The organism is Mesorhizobium sp. M0011 (assembly GCF_040324155.1).
In the GTDB taxonomy this organism is placed as follows: Bacteria; Pseudomonadota; Alphaproteobacteria; order Rhizobiales; family Rhizobiaceae; genus Mesorhizobium.
The window spans coordinates 300,696-322,107 of record NZ_JAMYVQ010000001.1 but is presented as its reverse complement, the minus strand read 5'-3'; the positions used below and the strand labels follow the sequence as shown (position 1 = coordinate 322,107).

Here is a 21,412-nt window from a genome sequence, read left to right as displayed (position 1 = left end):
CGACGCCGTTCACGGCTCCTATACCATGTCGCCTTATTCATCTACTGATTGTGCCGAGGTGCAGGCGTAGCGAATCAGGTTGTCTATAATCGCGCGGCATCGGCGGAGCTAGGCGAGAGATTGAGAAGAATGTGTCTGTCTGCATGAACCGCGTTGGCGGACGTCGGTTCATGGATCAATCACTCCGGGGGGCAAGCGGCAAAACGAGGCGCGAACCGGAGCAAGGCTGGTGAACGGAGCGAAGGCAAGAGTTCTGATTTGCGATGACGATCCCCTCTTGCTCGAACTGATGGAATTCAGGCTCAGGGCAAAGGGATACGAGGTCATCAAGGCCATAGACGGGGCGGAAGCGCTCTTGAAGGCGGAGCATGAGGCGCCGGACATCATCGTGCTCGATGCGATGATGCCCAAGGCCGACGGCCTGGAGGTTCTTGCCCGCATCAAGAGCGACCCGGCTTTGTCGGAAATCCCGGTTGTCATGCTGACCGCCCGCAAGGGCGAAAGGGACATCGTCTCGGCCCTTGAGAAGGGAGCCGACGACTACCTTGTGAAGCCCTTCATTCCCGAGGAGCTCCTGGCCCGGCTTGCGCGCCTGCTGGCGCGCAAGAGCGGCAAACGCTGATGTGGCGTGGCCGTCGCGCTGTCCTTGCGGCATGCGTTTTCCTGGCGGTTGAATCGGCGCCTGCCGCCGCGCTGGCCCAGGCGGTCGATGAACTGTACGCTTCCGGCGTCAAGGCCAGGCAAGCCCAGCATTTCGACGAGGCGGCGGAGCTGTTGCGGCGTGCGCTGGCGCTCAAGCCCGACAATGCCGACGCCCTGGTGCAACTTGGCTTCGCCGAGCTTGGCCGCAACAATCTGCCGGCGGCGCGTGAAGCCTTTTCCAGGGCGCTTGCGCTTGCGCCGACCTATCTGGATGCCAGCTTCGGCATCGCTCAGGTCGAGTTCCGCTCAGGCAATCTGGACGCCGCGCTGCAACTGGCAGAAGAGGTGTCGCGTGCCGAGCGGGGCAATGCCGACGCGGCGACGCTTGTCGCCAACATCCGCAAGGCCCAGCAGGCCGACAGCAGCAAGCAGAAGCCTGCGACCGCGAGGAAGAAGCTGCGCCCGCCGCGGCCGGATCCTGTCGCCGGCCTGATGGAGAAGGGCCAGAGATTGCGGGCGGCGGGACAATTGCCCGAGGCGGAGAACGCCTATCGCCGCGCGCTGCGGCTGGCGCCTAAAAACACCGACATCCTGGTCGCCATGGGTCTCGTGGCGGGCTCCCAACAGAAATTCGACGAGGCCGGGCATTTCTTCGACCAGGCGCTGGCAATCAGGCCCGGCCTTCTCGACGCCCGCCTCGGCAAGGTCCGCCTGGCGATCTGGCAGGGCAACGTGCCGCGCGCCCGCGCAACGGTTGATGACGTGCTTGGCACTGTGCCTGACAATGCCGAGGCGCTCGGCCTCGACGCGCGGATTTCCCTGATCGAGCAGGATTACACGCGGGCCGAGCAATCGTTTCAGCGGGTTCTGGCGATCGATCCTCGCAATGCCGAAGCGCTGGTGGGAATCGGCAATGTGCGCCGCGCCCGTGGCGACGACGACGCCGCGCGCGATGCCTACCGGCAGGCGCTTGCCCTCGAACCCGGCTCGCGCGACATCGAGCAGAGACTAGCTGCGTCACCGCCGCGCAAATGGCGGCTCGATATCGGTAGCGAAGTGAGCGACCTCACCGATGGACTTGGTGATTGGACAGACAGTTCGACCGGCCTTGCCTATCGGCTCACCCCGCAGACGACCATTTCGGGCCGCACCCGGATGGCGACTCGCTACGGTCGCACCGATGTTCAGATTGATGGCCGTATCGACCAGGCCTTTTCGCCCACGGTTTCGGCCTATGTGCTGGCAGCGGCGACGCCGGATGCCGACTTCCTGGCACGATATTCGGTCGGGGCCGGCGCTTCGTGGCGGATCATGGCGCCCGCGAAAGCGCTCGGCCCGTTCTCGCTCAACATCGATGCTCGCTATGACAATTTCGCCACCGCCGAGGTCTCCACAATCTCGCCCTGGGTGCAAGTCTATGTCCTGGACGGCCGGCTGGGGCTTTCGGCACGTTGGGTCCACGCAGCCGACGATATCGGCACGCGCGCCGATGGTTATGTGCTGCGGGCCGATCTTGCAGTTACCCCGAGAGTCAATGTGTTCGGTGGCTATGCGGATGCCCCCGAGATCTCCGACGGCACGCTGGTGCCGACGCGTACCGTCTTTACCGGAATCTCCTGGGACGTCACCGATCCGCTGACGCTGCGCGGCAGCCTCGCCCATGAGCAGCGCCCGACATTCGACCGAACCATATTCGGGCTCGGCCTAACCACGCGGTTCTGATCATGTTGTACATCTGGCACCTATCCATCCTGCTCAGTGCCCTTTCCCTGGCGATCATGCTTCTGCTGATCGCGCGCCGAGTGCTGCACGAGCGCCGGGGGACGGCGAGCGCCGATCAGCGGCGCCTTCTTCTGACGGCGCTGATCGCCTTCACCGAAAATCGGGATCGCGAGGCATTGAAGACGGCGCTGCTCGCGGTGCCGGCGAGGGTGGCGGTCGATGCCGGCTTCGAGTTTATTTCGCTGTTGCGCGGCGAGGAGCACGACGAGCTCCTCTCAGCCTTCAACGAATGTGGCCTGCCGGCGCTTGTCGGCACCCAACTGGAAAAAGGCAACGGCGCCGAACGCATCCACGCGGCCGAGATGCTGGCGGCCCTGCGTTCGGAAAACGCGGTGGCAAGCCTGCTTTCGGCACTCGACCGCGACGGATCACGTGAGGTCAGGATCGCCGTCGCGATCGCGCTCTGCGATCTCGGCGCTTTGCCGCCGCTCGTCATAACGCTGCGCAAGATCGGCGTGGCGGGACAGCGCTCGCGACGCCTGATCGAGCTTTTCAGGCGCTTTCCGCCAAAGCGGTTCGACGAACTCAGGGATTACGCCGGACGTCAGGACGCGGTGCCTTTCATCAGGGCGGCCGCAATCGATGCGCTTGCCCGCAACGGCGGGTTCCGGTTTGGTGAGTTCTTTGCTCGCGCGGCCGGCGATCCGTCATCGGAGGTTGCCGCAGCCGCATTGCGGGCACTCGGCCTGACCGGACATGCCAATGCGCCGGCCATCCTGATCAAGGCGATGGAAAATGGCGGCTGGGATGTACGCGCCGACGCTGCCGATGCGGCGGGCCGCCTCGGCCTGTCTGAACTCGCCCCGCCCCTCGCGCAGCTTATGGACGACGAGGCATGGACTGTGCGCTATGCCGCTGCCAACGCGCTCCGCTCGTTTGGCCAGAAGGGAGAGCAGGTGCTGCGCGAGATCGCCGCCAGCGACGTCTCGCGCAGGCAGCGCACAGCCTCGCTGATCCTTGCCGAGGGGCCAGCCACCTGATGTTCGACTGGAGCCAAGAGATCGTTCTGGGGGCCTCCATCCTGTCCTGGTTCATCATCGGGGCGGGGCTGGCGCAGACGGCGATCTACCTGCTGCAGCTCATCATCGCCGCCTACGCCCTGTCCAAGCGCCCGCCGGTCGCGCGTTCGGCTCTGCTGTGGCACCGCTATGGCGACGTAGCGCCGCCGATCGCGCTGCTGGTGCCCGCCTACAATGAGGAAGTGAACGTGGTCGAGAGCGTGCACTCGATGCTGGCGCTCGAATATCCGAATTTCGAGGTTATCGTCATCAACGACGGCTCGAAGGATCAGACTCTGCAGCGCCTTATCGAAGGCTTCAAGCTGGTGAAATTCCACCGGCCCTATGAGGAGGCCCTGACACACAAGCCGATCCGCGGCCTCTATTCCTCGCCGATGACAGAACGGCTGTTTGTGGTCGACAAGGAAAATGGCGGCAAGGCCGATGCCCAGAATGCCGGCGTCAATGTCTGCCGCGCGCCTCTCTTTTGTGTGATCGACGGCGACTCCATCCTCGAGCCCGATGCACTGATGCGCGCGGCCCAGCCCTTCATCGACGATCCCGAGCGCACCATCGCCGTCGGCGGCACGATCCGCATCGCCAATGGATCGAGGATCGAAGCGGGCAGGGTGCGCGAGATCCGCCTGCCCAGCCGGTTGCTGGCACTGCTCCAAGTGGTCGAATATCTGCGGGCCTTCCTTATGGCACGGCTGGCCTGGAGCCGCATCAACACGTTGATGCTGGTGTCCGGCGCCTTCGGCGTGTTCCGCCGCGCCGAAGTGGTGGCGGTTGGCGGCTTCACCAAGGGGTCGATGGGCGAGGACATGGACCTTGTGATCAAGCTGCATCGCCACATGATGGACACCAAACGCAAATACCGCATCCAGTTCATTCCGGAGCCGGTGTGCTGGACAGAAGCGCCAGAGTCACTGCGCGTTCTAGCCAGGCAACGCACGCGCTGGCAGCGCGGTGCGCTTGAGTGCTTCTTCCGCTACCGCTCCATGCTCTTCAATCCCCGCTATGGGCGGGTCGGCTTCCTCGGCTTTGGCCACATACTGATTGTCGATGTGCTTGGGCCGATATCGGAGGTGCTGGGCTATGTGCTGATCCCAGCCTTTTGGCTACTCGGCATCCTCTCGACCGAATATCTCTTGGCATTCACGTCGCTGGTTTTCACCTACGGCGTTTGCGTGAGCGTGTGTTCGCTGGTTCTCGAAGAAGCCGAGCTTCAGCGTTTTCCGCGCGCGCGGGACCTTGCCGTGCTCACGGCCGTGGCGGTGATCGAGAATTTCGGCTACCGCCAGCTCAACAATTTCTGGCGCGTGAAGGGCTGGTGGCAATATCTGCGCGCCGACCAGAGCTGGGGCGAGATGACCAGGACCGGCCTGACTGGACCGAAGAAGTGAGCCTCTTCGGTTGAGTCACTTCAGCGTCCGCTCGATCTCCGCAATAAGCGCATCGAGCGCAGTATGTGCGACATCCGATCGCTCGATCAGCAGCGTCTCAAGCTCGGACGCTCGCACGCTGATACCCGGAAAGCCGAACGTTCCGGCCCCACCCGCCAGCGAGTGGGCGATCCCGATCAGCGTATCGTCGGAACTGCTGCCGGGCACAGCCCTCCTCTCACGGGCGGCCTTCAACTCCACGAGCCGATCCGCACACCGGGCAAGGAAACGTTGCTGCAAGGAAGCGAAGGGATCGTTTGAGATAGGGCGATGCTCCATTGCGGGACGTCGAGGGTATTCAAGCAGAAAGCGGCGCGGGTTGGAACGGACTGTTTGTCGAGCACGATCTCCTGTCAGAGGAGAACGGCGCCAGGCTGGTCTGCAACGACACCGGCATGCCTGTGCTATGGGCGGCCGCTCCGCCATCACTAGAAAGGTGTTTGGCTGGGGCGCCAGGATTCGAACCTGGGAATGTCGGTACCAAAAACCGATGCCTTACCACTTGGCGACGCCCCAATTGCCGTCAGAGTCGCTTGTGCGGCGCGTTATTAGCAGAGCAGCCAAAAAGCACAATCCTTATGAGTGACGGTTGGAACGCTCGAATTGGGCAGGCAACGCAGCACTGCCAAATGATATGCAGCGGGCTATTCGGACCACACCGCCATCTCGTTTCCGGCTGGATCGACGAAGTGGAAGCGCCGGCCGCCGGGGAACGGGAAGATCGGTTTGACGATCGTGCCGCCGGCGCTTTCGACAGCGTCGAGGGTTTGCTCCAGATCCCTGCTGTAGAGCACGGGCAGCGGCTTTGATGGCGCTTCCGCGGCATCTGCCTGGAAGCCTCCGTCCAGGCCTTCGGCAAAGGCCGAATAGGTCGGCCCATAATCGGTGAACGACCAGGCAAAGGCAGTACTGTAGAAAGCCTTCAGCCGGTCCAGCGTTCCACCGGTCGCGGGCATTTCCAGATAGTCGAGTTTTCCGGGCAGTTTCATGGCGCACCTGTTTGTTCCCTTTATGTTCTACATCAAAAACCTCGGAATGGCAAGTCATTTTGCCGCATCTTCGGACGCGGCTTTTGCTTAATCGATTGTAGAAGGCCGACCGCTTTGCCGGCGCTTGCCTTTCGCACTGCAGCATCATATCGCTCCAAGGACGGACCGGCGGAACTTTCCGTTTCGCCAATCTTTCCAATCTCCTGCAACCGGAGAGCGATGCATGACCAAATGGGTTTTCACCTTTGGCGATGGTGCGGCGGAAGGCCGTGCCAGCGACAAGAATCTCCTGGGCGGCAAGGGCGCCAACCTGGCCGAGATGTGCAGCCTGGGGCTGCCGGTGCCGCCGGGCTTCACCATCACCACGGAGGTCTGCAACGCCTACTACGCCAACGGCCGTATTTATCCGGCCGGGTTGGAAGCCGATGTCGCGGTCGCGCTCGATCACATCGGCCGGCTGACCGGCCGTCGGTTCGGCGACCCGTCGAAACTGCTGCTGGTGTCGGTGCGTTCGGGCGCTCGCGCCTCGATGCCCGGCATGATGGACACCGTGCTCAATCTGGGCCTGAACGACGAGACGGTCGAGGCGCTGGCCGCCGATTCCGGCGATGCGCGCTTTGCCTATGACAGCTACCGCCGCTTCATCCAGATGTATTCCGATGTCGTCATGGGCCTCGATCATGAGGTGTTCGAGGAAATCCTGGAGGATCAGAAGGGCGGGCTCGGGCACGAGTTCGACACCGAACTCACGGCGCTCGAATGGCAGGGCGTCATCGCGCTCTACAAGGCCAAGGTCGAGGAAGAGCTCGGCAGGCCTTTTCCGCAGGATCCGCATGAGCAGCTCTGGGGCGCGATATCAGCCGTGTTCTCGAGCTGGATGAACAACCGCGCCATCACCTATCGCCGCCTGCACGACATTCCCGAAAGCTGGGGCACGGCGGTCAACGTCCAGGCCATGGTGTTCGGCAATATGGGCGAAACCTCGGCCACCGGCGTTGCCTTCACGCGCAACCCTTCGACCGGCGAAAAGATGCTCTATGGCGAGTTCCTGGTGAACGCGCAGGGCGAGGACGTCGTCGCCGGCATCCGCACGCCGCAGAACATCACCGAAGCGGCGCGTATCGCAGCCGGCTCGGACAAGCCGTCGCTGCAGAAGCTGATGCCTGACGCGTTCCAGTCCTTTGTCACCATCTCCGACAATCTGGAGAAGCACTATCGCGACATGCAGGATCTCGAATTCACCATTGAGCGCGGCAAATTGTGGATGCTGCAGACCCGCTCCGGCAAGCGCACCGCCAAGGCGGCACTGAAAATTGCCGTCGAGATGGCGCGCGACAGACTGATCACGAAAGAGGAAGCCGTCGCCCGTATCGACCCGGCCTCGCTCGACCAGTTGCTGCATCCGACCATCGACCCCAAGGCCGCGCGCGATGTCATCGGCATTGGCCTGCCGGCGTCGCCCGGTGCCGCCACCGGCGAGATCGTCTTTTCCTCCGGCGACGCCGAGGAATTGAAGACGCAGGGCCGCAAGGCGATCCTGGTGCGCATCGAAACCAGCCCCGAAGACATCCACGGCATGCATGCGGCGGAAGGCATCCTGACCACGCGCGGCGGCATGACCAGCCACGCCGCGGTGGTGGCACGCGGCATGGGCAAGCCTTGCGTCTCCGGGGCCGGCTCGCTGCGTGTCGACTACAAGGCCGGCACGCTGATGGCGATGGGCTCGACCTTCCGCAAGGGCGACATCGTCACCATCGATGGCAGCAATGGCCAGATATTGAAGGGCGCCGTATCGATGCTGCAGCCGGAACTTTCCGGCGATTTCGCCGCCATCATGGAATGGGCCGACGCCGTGCGTCGCATGAAGGTGCGCACCAATGCCGAAACGCCGCTCGACGCGCGCATGGCGCGTTCCTTCGGCGCTGAAGGCATCGGCCTTTGCCGCACCGAGCACATGTTCTTCGACGGCGAGCGCATCGTCGCGATGCGCGAGATGATCCTGGCCGACACCGAAAAGGACAGGCGCGCCGCACTTGCCAAGCTTCTGCCCATGCAGCGCTCGGACTTCCTCGAACTGTTCGAGATCATGGCCGGCCTGCCGGTGACGATCCGCCTGCTCGATCCGCCGTTGCACGAATTCCTGCCGAAGACCGAGGAGGAGGTGGCCGAGGTCGCCGCCGCCATGAAGGTGTCGCCGGACAAGCTCAGGCAGCGCACCGAGGCGCTGCACGAGTTCAACCCGATGCTCGGCCATCGTGGTTGTCGACTTGCCGTCTCCTATCCCGAGATCGCCGAGATGCAGGCACGCGCCATTTTCGAGGCGGCCGTGGAGGCCGGCAGGAAGGCCGGCGCCCTGGTGGTCCCCGAGATCATGGTGCCGCTCGTCGGCCTGGTGAAGGAGCTCGACTACGTCAAGGCGCGCATCGATGCGGTTGCCAAGAGCGTCATGGAGGAAACCGGCGTCAAGATCGACTATCTCACGGGAACCATGATTGAGCTCCCCCGCGCCGCGATCCGCGCCCATGTCATTGCAGAGTCGGCCGAATTCTTCTCCTTCGGCACCAATGACCTGACCCAGACGACCTTCGGCATCTCGCGCGACGATGCGGCCTCGTTCCTGGAAACCTACCGCCAGAAGGGCATTATCGATCAGGACCCGTTCGTCTCGCTCGACATCGACGGCGTCGGCGAACTGGTGCGCATGGCCGCGCAAAAGGGCAAGGCGACGCGGCCAGACATCAAGCTCGGTATCTGCGGCGAACATGGCGGCGATCCGGCCTCGATCCGCTTTTGCGAAGAGGTCGGCCTCGACTACGTGTCCTGTTCGCCCTATCGCGTGCCGATCGCCAGGCTGGCGGCCGCGCAGGCAGCGGTGCTGGTTGCGAAGGCAGGCCGAGGATAGGATCCATCCAGCTTACCGTTTTGTAAGGCAATTCACGCGAACGTGCTGGCGGCGTCGCGTAATCTCGACATTGTTCCTGCCCAATTTGCGGCCATCCGCAAATTGCTCCCGGAAACACATGCTGCAGATTTCTCCCGCGCCGTTCCACTCGATCCTGGTCGTCCAAACCAAGTTCATAGGCGATCTCGTCCTCGCCTCGGCGCTCGCCAAAAACCTGCGGCTCGAATTCCCCGGCGCCAGCATCGTCTTTCTGTGCGAGGCCCGCTTCGAGAGCTTCGTCATGGCCCATGGTATCGCTTCCGAGGTGGTCGCATTCAGGCGCGACCGCATGCGCGGAACGCCCTTGGAGCGCGGGAAGGAGCTCTACGCCATGGTGCGGGCGTTGCGCCGCTTCCGTTTCGACCTGACCATCGACCTGACCGATTCGAAGACGTCGCGCATGGTCACCGGGCTCGTCAACGCCAAGACCCGTGTCGGTTACAATCCTTCCGAAAGACCCTTGCGTATGTTGGAGCGGCAACCCGCCAATGTCTTTGCCAAGCCCTACGGCTTTGATGGTCAGCATTTCCTGTACCGCTACCTCTCGCCGCTCGAAGCGCTCGGCATCGAACTTCGCACGGTGATTCCGAACCTTCAGCCGCTGCCATCGGAGACGGCGAAAGCATTGGCGCTGCTGGGTAAGCACCATCTGCGGCCAAACGCATTCATCGCCGTGCATGCGGGTGCAAGCTTCGAGGGCCGACGTTGGCAGCCGGAGCGGTTTGCAGCAGTGATCGTCGAGATTGCCGGCGAGACCAGCCTGGATGTCGTCCTGGTGGGCGGCCCGGACGAGCGCGAGATCGCCGAACGTATCGTCGCCAGAACCGCGCCCTCGGTCGTCAATCTCGTCGGTGACCTGTCGCTTGAAAGCCTGCTGGCGTTGCTGAAACAGGCTCGGCTGTTTCTCGGCAATGAGAGCGGCCCGATGCACATGGCCGCAGCCACCGGAACCCCGGTTGTCGGATTGTTCGGTCTGACGGAGCCGTCGCGCTGGGGGCCCGTCGGCGTGCCCAGCATCTCGCTCCAGCCGCCGATGCCTTGCGCCTGCATGGCCGAAAACCTCTGCCGCGCGCCGGATCCGAGCAAAGCATGCTGCGTCTGGGGCCTAGAGGTCAAGCCTGTGGTCGATGCGGTGCGCGAGGTTCTTTCGCGCACCGAAATGAAGCTGGAACGCGCCATCTGAGATCATGCGCCGCATGCACGACCGCTCTCGACGCGGTGGAATGACCTGTCGCCCACAGGAACGGTCACATTGTCGCGGAGCGCTTTTCAGCTATGCATCATCCCGATTTCCGCCTTCATGCGGGTCGTTGGGATGCCTGCTTGAAATGACGGGTCCGGGAATCGGTTTGATGCGCCTGCTGCAAAAAAATCTCTGTATGATCGCCATGTTGTGGGCGATGGCATCCGCCAGCCATGCCGCGCCGCTCGTCGAGCCGACGCTGCACATCAAGTCGCAGGCGAGCGGAGCCGGCCGTGTGGCGCTTACGCTCGACGCGTGCGGTGGACAGACCGACAGCCGGATCCTTTCGGCATTGGTGGACAATAAGATCCCCGCCACCATTTTCGTCACCGGCATCTGGCTGAAGCGAAATGCCGCCGCTGTCGAGATCATGCGGGCGCATCCCGATCTGTTCGAACTGGAAAATCACGGCGGCCACCACATTCCGGCGGTCGACACGCCGCGGAAAATCTATGGCATCCGCAGTGCCGGCAGCCCGGACGCGGTGCTGGCCGAGGTCGAATCGGGAGCCGCCGCTCTTGCCGGGACCGGCGAGCCGGCACCGAAATGGTTCCGTGGCGCAACCGCCGAATACAGCCCGTCGGCAATCGCCATGATCCGCAAGCTTGGCTTCAAGGTCGCGGGTTTCTCGATAAACGGCGACGGTGGCTCTTTGCTCGGCGCCAAGGAAACCGCCCGGCGCATCGCGGCGGCCAAGGACGGCGACGTCATCATCTCGCACATCAACCAGCCGACCCATGCGGCCGGCGAAGGCGTGGTGCAGGGGCTGCTGGCGCTCAAGGCCAAGGGCTTGACCTTTGTGCGGCTCGACGATGCCGAAGGCATCGGCAACAACGGCACGACGGAGTGAGTGGCCAGCCGAGCGGAGCTCGATGCCTTCGGCGTCGGCTCAGTCCGGTTTGGCTTCGATCGTGACCTTGCTGGCATAGAATGCGCCGTGGTTGCGGATCTCAGCCATCTCGTCGAAAGGCCGCTCATAGGCCCACATGGCGTTCTGGCCGGTTTCCCCGGCAGGCAGCACGCTCCAATAGCTTGCATCGCCCTTGTAGGGGCAATGGGTCGAGTGGTCGGTGCGGCCGAGCTTGCCGAAATCGATGTCGGCGAACGGAATGTAGAACGCCGCCGGATAGGGGGCCTCGGTCAGCACCTTGGCCTTCGCTGTTGAAGCGATGACCACGTCTCCGGCACGCACGGTAACGGTGCCGGCATAGGACTCGATGGTGATGATTTTGTCTGGGTTGCGTTGGAAACCGGGTGCGGGGTTGGCGATCTGATCCATGCGGGGGCTCTCCTTGCGTCGACTTTAAGGTGTGTCGCGCAAGCGCATTGTGCAAGCCGCTATCGCCATCCAGTACGCAAAACTTGCCGGGCCGACGCCGATGGATCGCGCCTTGGAACCCTCGAGATACTTGTCGTCAGCTGTCAGGCAGCGGCCTTGAACACGTCCATGAGACCGGCATAGGCGGCAGCGATCCCGGCGACCGGGTTGCTGCTTCTCGATACGGTCTCGACCTTCAAGGAACCGCCGCCGGTAGGCAAGGTGAGCAGCAGGAACTGGCGGTTTCCGCCATCGCCGACTGACGCGGCTGCGACGTGCTGGTCCTCGCCCTGATTCTGGACGCACATCTTGAACAGCAGCGTGCCGCCGACCGCTTCCAGCGCGCCGCCGACAACTTCAACAAATTCATCTTCGGAAACAGTCTTTGTGTCCGGCACCACATCGGCCAGACTTTCGGCAAGCGTACTCTCGAGAGCCTTGTCGTCGAGCTGCGCGTCCATGCGAACCTCTTTCAGTCGCCAATCGCACCCCCTTTGCCCGTTAACGAAACTTAACGCGGACGATGGCCGGATTGTGGCGGTTTTCCACCAATGCGGCGCTGGGTGGTGCTGGCGGCTGGACAATCGGCCGGTTCGCTCCACAATAGCCCGAAAAGCACAACGCAAAAGCGTGAGGGAGGACCGAATGCTGGGACTGATGCAGGAATGGCCGCTGCTTTGCCATAAGCTCATCGACAATGCCGAGCGGCAGCATGGCGTGCGTAAGATCGTGACGCGCTCGATCGAGGGGCCGATCGTGCGTACCACTTACGCCGACATCCATCGTCGTGCCCTGAAGGTCGCCCAGCGGCTGGAGCGCGACGGCTATGGGCTGGGCGACCGCATCGCGACGCTGGCCTGGAACACCGCACGCCATATCGAGGCCTGGTACGGCATCATGGGCATCGGCGCCATCTACCACACGCTCAATCCGCGGCTGTTTCCCGAGCAGATCGTCTGGATCATGAACCATGCCGAGGACAAGGCAGTCTTCGTCGACCTGACCTTCGTGCCGCTGCTCGAGAAAATCGCCGGCGCCGTAAAATCGCTGAAACAGGTGATCGTGCTGACCGACAGGGCGCATATGCCGCCGACGACATTGCCCAACGCGGTCGCCTATGAAGACTGGCTTGACGAGGCGGATGGCGACTTCGCCTGGAAGACCTTCGACGAAAGCACCGCCGCCGGCATGTGCTACACGTCCGGGACCACGGGCGATCCCAAGGGCGTCGTCTACAGCCATCGTTCGAACGTGCTGCACGCCATGATCGCTGCCATGCCCGACGCCATGGGACTGTCGTCGCGCGATACGATCCTGCCTGTCGTGCCGATGTTTCACGCCAATGCCTGGGGCCTTGGCCAGAGCGGGCCGATGATCGGTGCCAAGCTGGTCATGCCCGGCTGCAAGATGGATGGCGCCTCGATCTATGAATTGCTCGACACCGAGAAGGTGACCTTCAGCGCCGCCGTGCCGACCGTCTGGATGATGCTGCTGCAGCATCTGGAGGAGACCGGCAAGAAGCTTCCCTATCTGAACAAGGTTGTCATCGGCGGCTCGTCGTGCCCGCGCGCGATCATGACCAAGTTCCAGCAGAACTACGATGTCCAGGTCATCCATGCGTGGGGTATGACCGAAATGTCGCCGCTCGGCACGCTGTGCACCCTGAAGCCGGACCATGCCGGTCTTGAGGGCGAAGCCCGGCTCGATGTCCAGCAGAAACAGGGCTATCCGCCCTTCGGCGTCGAAATGAAGGTGACCGACGACGACAACAACGAGCAGCCTTGGGACGGCAAGACTTTTGGCCGCCTGAAAGTGCGTGGGCCGGCCGTTGCCCGTGCCTATTATGGCGGCGCCGGCGTGGAGCAGTTCGATGAGGATGGCTGGTTCGACACTGGCGACGTCGCCCACATCGACGCCGGCGGCTACATGCAGATCACCGATCGCGCCAAGGACGTCATCAAGTCCGGCGGCGAATGGATTTCGACCATCGACCTCGAGAATCTGGCTGTTGGCCATCCCGATGTCGCCGAGGCGGCAGCCATCGGCGTTCAGCATTCGAAATGGGGCGAACGGCCGCTGCTGGTCGTCGTCCGCAAACCGGGCAAGGAACCGACCAAGGCTGACATTCTCGACTTCATGGACGGCAAGGTGGCCAAATGGTGGATGCCGGACGATGTCGCTTTCGTCGGTGAAATTCCGCACACCGCCACCGGCAAGATCCAGAAGATCACCTTGCGCCAGCAATTCAAGGACTATCGCCTGCCGACGGATTGACGCGATGGTGCATGTTTCGGCTTCATGCCATCGCAAAAAGGCACTAAGTCTCCGTTCGGGTTGGGGCAGCACGGAAAACGATGGTTAGCATTCCTGAACGGCAAACGTCGAAGGCGGCCGGCTGGTCGCGGCGCACGGCCGCTTTTTCGTTGGTGCTGCTGCTGACGGTCTTCGTCGGCCATCGCTTCGATCTCGTCGAAACACCTGTCTTTCTGTGGGTGCTGGGCATTGTCGCGCTGCTGGCGGCGATGGCGCTGTTGTTTGCCGGGTTTGCCTTTTCGCGGCTCTGGAATTTCGGCGACCGCGGCGGTCGCGACCTGACGGTCGGCGCGCTGCTGGCACTGCTGGTGCTCGCACCCTATGGCGTCGCCGCCTACTGGGCGACGATCTATCCGCCGCTCAGGGATATCTCGACGGATTTCGACGAACCGCCGGCGCTCGACGTGAGCGACCGGAGGAAGGATATGAACGTGCTTGCGCCGTCGACGCCTGGGGAACAGCGGCTGCAGACCGATAGCTATCCGCTGGTCAGCGCACGCAGCTACGACTTGCCGTTCGAGACCGTCGTCAATGCCGTCGAAACCGTGCTCGACCGGCGCGACTGGGAGCTGTCGGAACCCTATCCCGATCTCGCCGGGCAAAGCGAGGTGACCATCACCGCCGTCGCCAAGGGCTTCGTGATCGGCCTTCCCGCCGACGTGGCGATCCGCGTGACGGACGATGGCGACACGGTCATCGTCGACATGCGGTCGGCATCCCGCTACGGCCGCTACGACCTCGGCGACAATGCGGCGCGCATCACCGAATTTCTCGCGGAACTCGACCAGGAAGTCGCCGGTCAGGTTGGCGCCGCTCCGGTCGAATGAGACCCAGGGGAGGCTATTCGCCAGGGTGGAACTCTCCTTTGAACAAGACTGTCGCGACCGGTCCAATCGGATTGGCGATCCGGCTCTCCAGGACTTCGACAAGTTTGCGTCCGACACCCGCTATGTCCACGAAATGAACGCCGATCTTCGCAGGCAGGAAGCGCGATAGCCGCGTGCTGTCCCGAGTGACAATGTGGATGTCACTCCCTGGCGCGAGACCTCTTCTGCCGAGAGCGTGTAATGCCCCCAGAAGGCCCAGTTCGTTGGCGCATGCCAAGCCCGTCGGCGGATCTGACCAGGCCAGCATGCGATCGAACCAGGCTGCGCTCGATTCCATGGTGAACATTCCATGACCGATCAGCGACTGGTCGATCGGAATACCAGCCTCGGCCATTGCCCTTCCATACCCGGAAAGACGCATGGCACTCGCCTGGTCGCCCGGAACGAGAAGTTGCAGCGCAATGCGTCGGCAGCCCTTGTCCATGAGCCGCCGGGTCGCCTCGTAGGCAATCTGTTCATTGTCGATGTCGACATAAGGATATGCTGTATCCAGGTCAGTTCTTCCAAACGCGACGAATGGCATGCCTCTATCCAGCAATAGCTTAACGCGCGGATCACCCGAGACCATGCGTGTGATAATCAGTCCGTCTGTGCTGCCCGCCTGAAGCTGTCGCTGCACACTCTCGATGGGATCATCATCGGGCGTGGTGGAGTAGATGGATAGGCTATAACCCGCTTGCCGCGCCGCCAGCGTCATGCCTTCGATTAACGGAAGCTTCAACAGATCGGACAGATGATCTTTTGTTTCCATCGGGTATATTGCTGTCATCGTCAGCGTGCGGCCAGTTTTGAGCGCGAAGCCATGATGATTTGGCACATAGCCGACCCGCTGCGCCACTTCCTTGACGCGAGCGATGGTGGCGGGATGAACCTCCGGCCCATCCTTCAGCGCGCGGGATACCGTGGTGACCGAAAGGGAAAGTTCCGCCGCGATCTGTTTCAGGTTGGTCATGTCGCCCGACCTCATTTGCGAAAGCGCCGGCTGATTTGCTAACTTCCACTACGTGACCGAATTCCACCTCACAGTCAATCCAAGCTCTCGCTAAAGCAGCTTGACTCTCCTGCAATTGGATGCAATCGTAACGTTACGATTGTCAACAATTGGCCATTTTGAGCGCGTCTCAACAAATTCTAGGGAGGAGAACCTATGTCTTGGTTACGCATTTCCTTGACGGCATTAGCATTCTCGGCCGCCGTGCCGGTCTATGCCCAATCAGTCACCATCACGACCGCGGGCGGCGATTATGGCAACGCCATGAAGGAAGCCATGTGGGCCCCCGCTGCAAAAGAGCTTGGCTATGATGTCCGCGAGGAGACCCTCAGCGACGGCTTGGCCGCCCTGAAGATGCAGGTCACCTCGGGCGCGGTCACAACCGACGTCATTCACCTGGGCTCACCGGAGGGCGCGCAGGCCGCCGCACAGTCGCTGCTGGAGCCGCTCGACTACAAGATCATCGATCCAAAGGCCGTGCCGGATGGCGCAAAGTCCGACTACTGCTATCCGTTCGACTCCTATGGCACCGTCATGTCCTGGAACACCAAGACCTATGGCGAGAACCCGCCAAAGACATGGGCGGAGTTCTGGGATGTTGCCAAATTTCCGGGCCGTCGCGCCCTCCGCGCCAATGCACAGGACTCGATCGAGATCGCGCTGCTCTCGGACGGCGTAGCACCGGCCGACGTGTATTCCGTGCTCAGCACGCCGGAGGGCCTGGATCGCGCGATCAAGCGGCTTGAAGCGATCAAACCAAATGTCGCGGTGTGGTGGACTTCGGGAGCTCAGTCTGCGCAGTTGCTGAAAGATGGCGAGGCGGATTTGGTCGTTACCTGGAACGGGCGGGCCCAAACCGTGAAAGCGGATGGCGGCGCGGTCGATTACACGTTCAAGGGTTCCGTCATCGGTACGGATTGCCTCGGGGTACCGAAGGGGGCGCCGAACAAGGAAGCGGCCATGAAACTCATCGCGGCGATGACACAGCCCGCGCGCGTGGCGAAGCTGACCGATTTCATCGCTTATGGCCCGGTCAATCCTGCTGGCTATGAGGGTGGCCTTATTCCCGAGGACCGTCTGAAGACCCTTGCGACCGCGCCTGAAAATGCCGGCACTTCGGTGTTTTCGAATGCGGACTGGTGGGTCAAGAATGGCGAAGCTGCTCAAAAAACCTTCGATGAGATGATGGCCCGCTGAGTCTCAGCTTTAAGGCTGAAGCACATGATGAAGTCGCTCCCGATCACCATCGACAGCGTGCGCAAGACCTACGGATCTTACGTCGCGCTGGACGATGTCTCGCTCGACATTCAGGCTGGCGAATTTCTCACGCTCTTGGGGCCGTCCGGATCGGGCAAGACCACGCTGCTCATGGCTTTGGCCGGATTTGTCCGGCCCGATTCCGGTAAACTTTTGTTGGACGATCGGGACATTACCCGCCTGGCCCCCAACAAGCGCGACATCGGCATAGTCTTCCAGAACTACGCCCTGTTTCCCCACATGAACGTTCTGGCAAATGTCGAGTATCCGTTGGTGCTGCGCAAGACGCCGAAAGCCGAGGCCCGCCAGAGGGCACTCGACACTTTGGCCCGCGTGAAGCTTGAAGGTTTGGCGGAGCGCAACATTGCCGCATTGTCCGGCGGCCAGCGCCAGCGGGTGGCGTTGGCGCGGGCGATCGTCTTTGAGCCACGCGTGATGCTGATGGACGAGCCGTTGTCGGCGCTCGACAAGAACCTGCGCGAAACCATGCAGTACGAGATCCGGCGTCTGCACGATGATCTGGGGATCACCACCATCTATGTGACGCATGACCAGCGCGAAGCGCTAATCATGTCCGACAGGATCGCGGTGATGAATTCCGGCCGCATCCAGCAGATCGATACGCCACAGCGGATCTATGATCGTCCATCGACCCGCTTCGTCGCGGAGTTCATGGGCGAGGCCAACATTGTGGCCCCGGGCTCGGCGCGCAGAATAGACGGCGCCGATGCGTCACGCGAAGCTCTGATGATCCGCGCGGAATGCTTCCATCTTGATGCGAAGCTCGTCGGGCCAGACGGGGTGGCCCTTGAGGGAACGCTGCGCGCCAAGGCGTTTCGTGGCGAGAACTGGCTTTTGACGCTGGCGCTTGACGGCGGGCAAGAGATACTTGTCTGCATTCCGGCGGCGCTGGCCAGCGGCTGCGCCGAACTAGCCGCCGGTCAGCGGGTGACCGCCTATGCACCAGCAGCGAAAGTTCACGCGATACCGGGAGTGGTAGCGTGACCGTCCTTGCCGATCCTGCGCTCGCGGCAGACGCGCGACGCGAGCGGCGGTTCTTCCTCTCGCTTTCACTGCCTGCGCTGTTCATCGTCGGACTGGCGGCGATACTGCCTATCCTATGGATCATCCGGCAATCCTTCCTGACCACGGGGGGCGAGTACACCGTCGGCAACTACGAGAAGGTGCTTTCGAGCGGGCTGACATGGTCGGCACTGGTCACAACCCTTGAACTGTCCCTGGGCACGCTGGCGATCTGCATTCTTCTCGGTACTCCCCTGGCGCTCGCCCTGGCCAGCGCCAGACCAAGGGTGGCCAATTTGCTGATGGCCTTCGTCATGCTGCCGTTGTGGACCTCCATTCTGGTGCGCACCTATGGCTGGCTCGTGCTGTTGCGGCGCGATGGCCTGATCAACGCAACTTTGACGGGTTCAGGCCTGACAGCTGAGCCATTGCCGCTGGTCTACAATTTCACGGGAACGCTGATCGGCATGGTTCACTACATGCTGCCGCTTTTTCTGCTGCCCGTTTATGCGGCGATGCGCGATATCGATGCAAACCTCGTCCGCGCGTCGGCGAGCATGGGCGCCACTCTCGGGCAAACGATCCGCACGGTCGTCCTGCCGCTTTCGGCCGGCGGCATCTTCTCGGGTTCGATCATCGTCTTCATTTACACCATAGGGTTCTTCATCACGCCCGCGGTGCTTGGCGGCGGCAAGGTAAATCCGCTTTCCACCCGGATCGAGCGCACGCTATCGACCTTCCAGGATTGGGGCTCGGCGAGCGTCCTGGGCATTCTGCTCCTCGTTCTTATGGCGTTGGTGGGGGTGATGTTCCTGGCTGCGCGGCGGCTCATTGCCGGACGCAGCATCGGCACAGCCCATGCTTGAAGCCTATCCAGACAGCAGGCTGGCCCGCATCCTCCTGTGGAGCTTTTGTGCGCTCGTTATGGCGTTCCTGATGCTGCCGACGCTCGTCGTCGTCCCGCTCTCCTTTTCGGCGTCCAATCTTCTCGAGTTCCCACCGCGCGCATACTCGTTGCGCTGGTACGAGACTTTCTTCGGTTCGGCGACATGGATGGCCGCACTCAGGACGAGCCTGATCCTCGGCACATTGACAGCGATGATCACAGTGCCGCTGGGGCTTCTGGCCGGCATCTCGATCAACCGGCTCGGCGGAAAGGCCGCCGTAACCATTCAGGGCGTTCTGCTCACCCCGTCCATTGTGCCGGGGATCCTGCTCGCGATCGGTCTCTTCTTTGTTCTGGCGGCGCAACGTCTTGTCGGAACGCTGTTCGGTGTCCTGGTCGGACATGTGGTACTAGCCATTCCGGTCGCGTGCATTGTGTTGTTGCCCGCCTTGGCCCGCTTTGACTGGAACCAGGTTCAGGCGGCGCGCAGCCTGGGCGCAAACTGGGCGAGAGCCATTGGCGGAATAATTGTCCCCCAACTTCAGATCAGTCTGTTGTCGGCCACACTGATGGCCTTCCTGACCTCGCTAGACGAATCCGTCATTTCGATCTTCGTCGCGAGTGGTCAAAACAGCACGCTGCCGAAGCTCATGTTCCTGTCGCTGCGCGATCAGATCGACCCGACCATCGCGGCGATTTCGACCTTGTGGACCGTCATCGTCGTGGTCGTTGTCCTGGTCGTGACCCTTCGCCAAAAATCCTGAGCGAGACTGAAAACATGCCCAACAATCATCATGCAGCCGACGATCTGGCCGATCATTCAACGGACATACCCCAAGTGGGGTTGGCGATCATCACCGGATCGGCGAATTGGGGTCTCGCCTTTCCGGAAGATGTCGAAGTTGATGGCGTCCGCACCTTGCAGCGAGACATGAGTTTCCAAACGCCTTTCGGTCCCAGCGACAATTGGAAGCTGCTCGAATTCGATGCATCTATTACCGTCGAGGGCAAAACGAAACGTGCCTTGTGCATGTATTCGCACGGCAATCCCCGAGACCATATCGACCATTCCTGTCATCGCCGCGCGTTCTGGGTCTTGATGAAAGCGGGTGTAAGGCAAGTGCTGGCCTGCTCGACTGTTGGCGCCGTCAACAAGGCGATCCAGCCCGGCGACATAGTCGTAAACGCCGATATCATCGAACTGTCGCAGACCCCGTTTTCGCTGCTGCCTGGCCGCCAGAGCTTCGACTGCTCGGGCAAGCAGATCGTATGTCCAAGATGTGCGGCATTGTTGGCCGAGACCGCCCGGCGCCATTGGCCAGCCGAATGCCGCGTCCATGGCATCGAGCAGCAGTTGGTGGCTGCCCACTGCTACGGGCCGCGACTGACAACTCCCGCCGAAGCTCTGGCATATCGAAACATGGGAGCGGACGTGCTCAACCACTCGATCGCCCCTGAGGCCACCTTATCGCGCGAGATCGGCGCCTGTTTCGTGCCCCTGGCGTTCGTCACGGCCGGTTTCAACGACTATATGGACCGCGAGCGCCAGAAATTGCTGCAGGAGCACGTGCTGCCGAGCCTCTCCATGACAGCCTCGCGGGTTGCGCTGGAGACCGCGGCACGTCTTCCAACGGATCCCGAATGCTCTTGCCAGGGCTTGAAGTCGCCTCAGCCAGCAGAGCGCTCCAGCCGGTTCTAGAGCGAATGGCGCCGATAGCTTAGCCAGCCGGCGTGAAAATGCCGTCGATGGCCGGTGCGGCATCGGTCACAACCAGGCCGCGCGCCGTCAGATCCTCGAGATGGGCAAGCACCGACAATCCGGCGGCGCCATGCAGCCGCGGGTCGGTGTCCCTGTAGATCGCCTTGACCATGTCCACGATCGTCCGGTCGCCCTCTTTGACCCGCTCCAGTATGGCGCGCTCGCGCATCTTGCGATGCGTCTTCAACCCGCGCATGAAAGCGCGCGGTGCTGTCACCGGCCCGCCATGTCCGGGCAACAGCAAGCGGTCCCCGCGTTCGATCAAGCGATCCAGCGAGGCCATGTAGTCGGCCATCGCTCCATCCGGCGGGGCGACGATGGAGGTTGCCCAAGCCATGACATGATCGGCCGAAAACAGGATGCCGGTTCCCTCCAGCGCGCCAATTCTTTCCAGCGCGAATGCCGCATGATTGGCGGTGTGGCCCGGGGTCAGAACCGTCCTGATCGACCAGCCGTCGCCGTCGACCACCTCGCCGTCGGGCAGGGCGACATCAGGGACGAAACCCGTGTCGGCACTGGCATCGAGCGCATTGGTCTCGCCGATATGCAGGGCTCTTGCCGGCCGGTGCGGCCCCTCTGCCAGCACGAGGGCGCCGGTGCGCTCTTTCAGCCGGGCCGCCAGCGGGGAGTGGTCGCGATGCGTGTGGCTGACGAAGATATGGCTGACCGGCCGGTCTGCGATCACGCCGAGCAGGGTCCGCAGATGCGCCTCGTCATCCGGCCCCGGATCGATCACCGCCAGCGTATCGCGGCCAATTATGTAGCTGTTGGTGCCGTGAAAGGTGAAGGGGCTCGGATTGCGGGCCGTGATGCGCTGGACATCGGGCGCGACGTTCACCCCCTGGCCATAGAAGGGGTCGAAGCCGGTATCGAATTTCAGTGCCATGCATCGGTGCCTTGTTTCGGGAAACGGCAAAACCGATTGCCGCATAACACGC

Annotated in this window: 20 protein-coding genes and 1 tRNA gene; 14 read left to right on the top strand and 7 right to left on the bottom strand. The window is 62.4% G+C overall.

What is annotated here, in order from left to right:
- The first annotated feature begins 229 nt into the window (after positions 1–229).
- The 4 genes from NKK51_RS01515 to NKK51_RS01500 are packed head-to-tail and all read left to right on the top strand — an operon-like array spanning position 230 to position 4,828.
- A complete protein-coding gene (locus tag NKK51_RS01515; RefSeq protein WP_127270163.1) occupies positions 230–622 on the top strand; it encodes a response regulator transcription factor in 393 nt (130 codons plus the stop codon).
- Positions 622–2,364, top strand: a complete 1,743-nt coding sequence (locus NKK51_RS01510; RefSeq protein WP_352550793.1) for a YaiO family outer membrane beta-barrel protein — start codon at positions 622–624, stop codon at positions 2,362–2,364. The genes NKK51_RS01515 and NKK51_RS01510 overlap by 1 nt, the downstream gene beginning before the upstream one ends.
- A gap of 2 nt (positions 2,365–2,366) precedes the next feature.
- Complete coding sequence (locus NKK51_RS01505) at positions 2,367–3,404, top strand: HEAT repeat domain-containing protein (protein ID WP_352550791.1); 1,038 nt, start codon at positions 2,367–2,369, stop codon at positions 3,402–3,404.
- Positions 3,404–4,828: a glycosyltransferase family 2 protein gene (locus NKK51_RS01500; protein WP_352550789.1), complete on the top strand. Its 1,425-nt coding sequence runs from the start codon at positions 3,404–3,406 to the stop codon at positions 4,826–4,828. Before NKK51_RS01505 ends, NKK51_RS01500 begins: the two co-directional genes overlap by 1 nt.
- 15 nt (positions 4,829–4,843) lie before the next feature.
- Here NKK51_RS01500 and NKK51_RS01495 read toward each other — a convergent pair whose 3' ends face one another.
- The 3 genes from NKK51_RS01495 to NKK51_RS01485 all read right to left on the bottom strand — a co-directional run bounded on the left by NKK51_RS01495 (position 4,844) and on the right by NKK51_RS01485 (position 5,856).
- Positions 4,844–5,068 (bottom strand): Hpt domain-containing protein, encoded by a 225-nt coding sequence (locus NKK51_RS01495; protein ID WP_352550787.1) that lies wholly within the window; start codon positions 5,066–5,068, stop codon positions 4,844–4,846.
- Positions 5,069–5,308: 240 nt separating this feature from the next.
- Positions 5,309–5,383, bottom strand: a tRNA-Gln gene (locus NKK51_RS01490).
- A 128-nt stretch (positions 5,384–5,511) separates the two neighbouring features.
- A complete protein-coding gene (locus tag NKK51_RS01485; RefSeq protein WP_127290804.1) occupies positions 5,512–5,856 on the bottom strand; it encodes a VOC family protein in 345 nt (114 codons plus the stop codon).
- Positions 5,857–6,079: 223 nt separating this feature from the next.
- Between NKK51_RS01485 and ppdK the strand changes: the two genes are divergently transcribed.
- From ppdK to NKK51_RS01470, 3 genes are all read left to right on the top strand, one after another.
- Entirely contained in the window at positions 6,080–8,758 is a 2,679-nt protein-coding gene (gene ppdK / locus NKK51_RS01480; protein ID WP_352550785.1) for a pyruvate, phosphate dikinase, read from the top strand.
- Positions 8,759–8,876: 118 nt separating this feature from the next.
- A complete protein-coding gene (locus NKK51_RS01475; RefSeq protein ID WP_352550784.1) occupies positions 8,877–9,980 on the top strand; it encodes a glycosyltransferase family 9 protein in 1,104 nt (367 codons plus the stop codon).
- A 169-nt stretch (positions 9,981–10,149) separates the two neighbouring features.
- A complete protein-coding gene (locus NKK51_RS01470; protein ID WP_352550782.1) occupies positions 10,150–10,890 on the top strand; it encodes a polysaccharide deacetylase family protein in 741 nt (246 codons plus the stop codon).
- A gap of 39 nt (positions 10,891–10,929) precedes the next feature.
- Here the strand turns inward: NKK51_RS01470 and NKK51_RS01465 are convergent, their stop codons facing one another.
- Both NKK51_RS01465 and NKK51_RS01460 read right to left on the bottom strand, forming a co-directional pair.
- Complete coding sequence (locus NKK51_RS01465; RefSeq protein ID WP_352550780.1) at positions 10,930–11,319, bottom strand: DUF427 domain-containing protein; 390 nt, start codon at positions 11,317–11,319, stop codon at positions 10,930–10,932.
- Between the two features lie 143 nt (positions 11,320–11,462).
- Positions 11,463–11,819 (bottom strand): hypothetical protein, encoded by a 357-nt coding sequence (locus NKK51_RS01460; protein WP_023808564.1) that lies wholly within the window; start codon positions 11,817–11,819, stop codon positions 11,463–11,465.
- Positions 11,820–12,003: 184 nt separating this feature from the next.
- Here NKK51_RS01460 and NKK51_RS01455 point away from each other — a divergent pair, with 184 nt between their 5' ends.
- The gene (locus tag NKK51_RS01455; protein WP_352550778.1) at positions 12,004–13,632 is read left to right on the top strand and encodes a fatty-acid--CoA ligase; all 1,629 of its coding nucleotides are present in this window, start codon (positions 12,004–12,006) and stop codon (positions 13,630–13,632) included.
- A gap of 80 nt (positions 13,633–13,712) precedes the next feature.
- Entirely contained in the window at positions 13,713–14,498 is a 786-nt protein-coding gene (locus NKK51_RS01450; protein WP_023808562.1) for a DUF1499 domain-containing protein, read from the top strand.
- Positions 14,499–14,511: 13 nt separating this feature from the next.
- On the opposite strand, the gene NKK51_RS01445 is transcribed toward NKK51_RS01450, so the two are convergent.
- Complete coding sequence (locus NKK51_RS01445; RefSeq protein WP_352550777.1) at positions 14,512–15,510, bottom strand: LacI family DNA-binding transcriptional regulator; 999 nt, start codon at positions 15,508–15,510, stop codon at positions 14,512–14,514.
- Positions 15,511–15,705: 195 nt separating this feature from the next.
- On the opposite strand from NKK51_RS01445, the gene NKK51_RS01440 reads away from it, so the two are divergent.
- The 5 genes from NKK51_RS01440 to NKK51_RS01420 are packed head-to-tail and all read left to right on the top strand — an operon-like array spanning position 15,706 to position 20,414.
- Complete coding sequence (locus tag NKK51_RS01440; protein ID WP_023808560.1) at positions 15,706–16,746, top strand: ABC transporter substrate-binding protein; 1,041 nt, start codon at positions 15,706–15,708, stop codon at positions 16,744–16,746.
- 27 nt (positions 16,747–16,773) lie between these two features.
- The gene (locus NKK51_RS01435; RefSeq protein WP_128302533.1) at positions 16,774–17,811 is read left to right on the top strand and encodes an ABC transporter ATP-binding protein; all 1,038 of its coding nucleotides are present in this window, start codon (positions 16,774–16,776) and stop codon (positions 17,809–17,811) included.
- Positions 17,808–18,695, top strand: a complete 888-nt coding sequence (locus NKK51_RS01430) for an ABC transporter permease (protein ID WP_352550775.1) — start codon at positions 17,808–17,810, stop codon at positions 18,693–18,695. Before NKK51_RS01435 ends, NKK51_RS01430 begins: the two co-directional genes overlap by 4 nt.
- Positions 18,688–19,479 (top strand): ABC transporter permease, encoded by a 792-nt coding sequence (locus NKK51_RS01425; RefSeq protein WP_128302516.1) that lies wholly within the window; start codon positions 18,688–18,690, stop codon positions 19,477–19,479. Before NKK51_RS01430 ends, NKK51_RS01425 begins: the two co-directional genes overlap by 8 nt.
- Positions 19,480–19,493: 14 nt before the next feature.
- Complete coding sequence (locus NKK51_RS01420; RefSeq protein ID WP_352550773.1) at positions 19,494–20,414, top strand: phosphorylase family protein; 921 nt, start codon at positions 19,494–19,496, stop codon at positions 20,412–20,414.
- Between the two features lie 19 nt (positions 20,415–20,433).
- Here NKK51_RS01420 and NKK51_RS01415 read toward each other — a convergent pair whose 3' ends face one another.
- Positions 20,434–21,360, bottom strand: a complete 927-nt coding sequence (locus NKK51_RS01415) for an MBL fold metallo-hydrolase (protein ID WP_352550771.1) — start codon at positions 21,358–21,360, stop codon at positions 20,434–20,436.
- Positions 21,361–21,412: the final 52 nt, after the last annotated feature.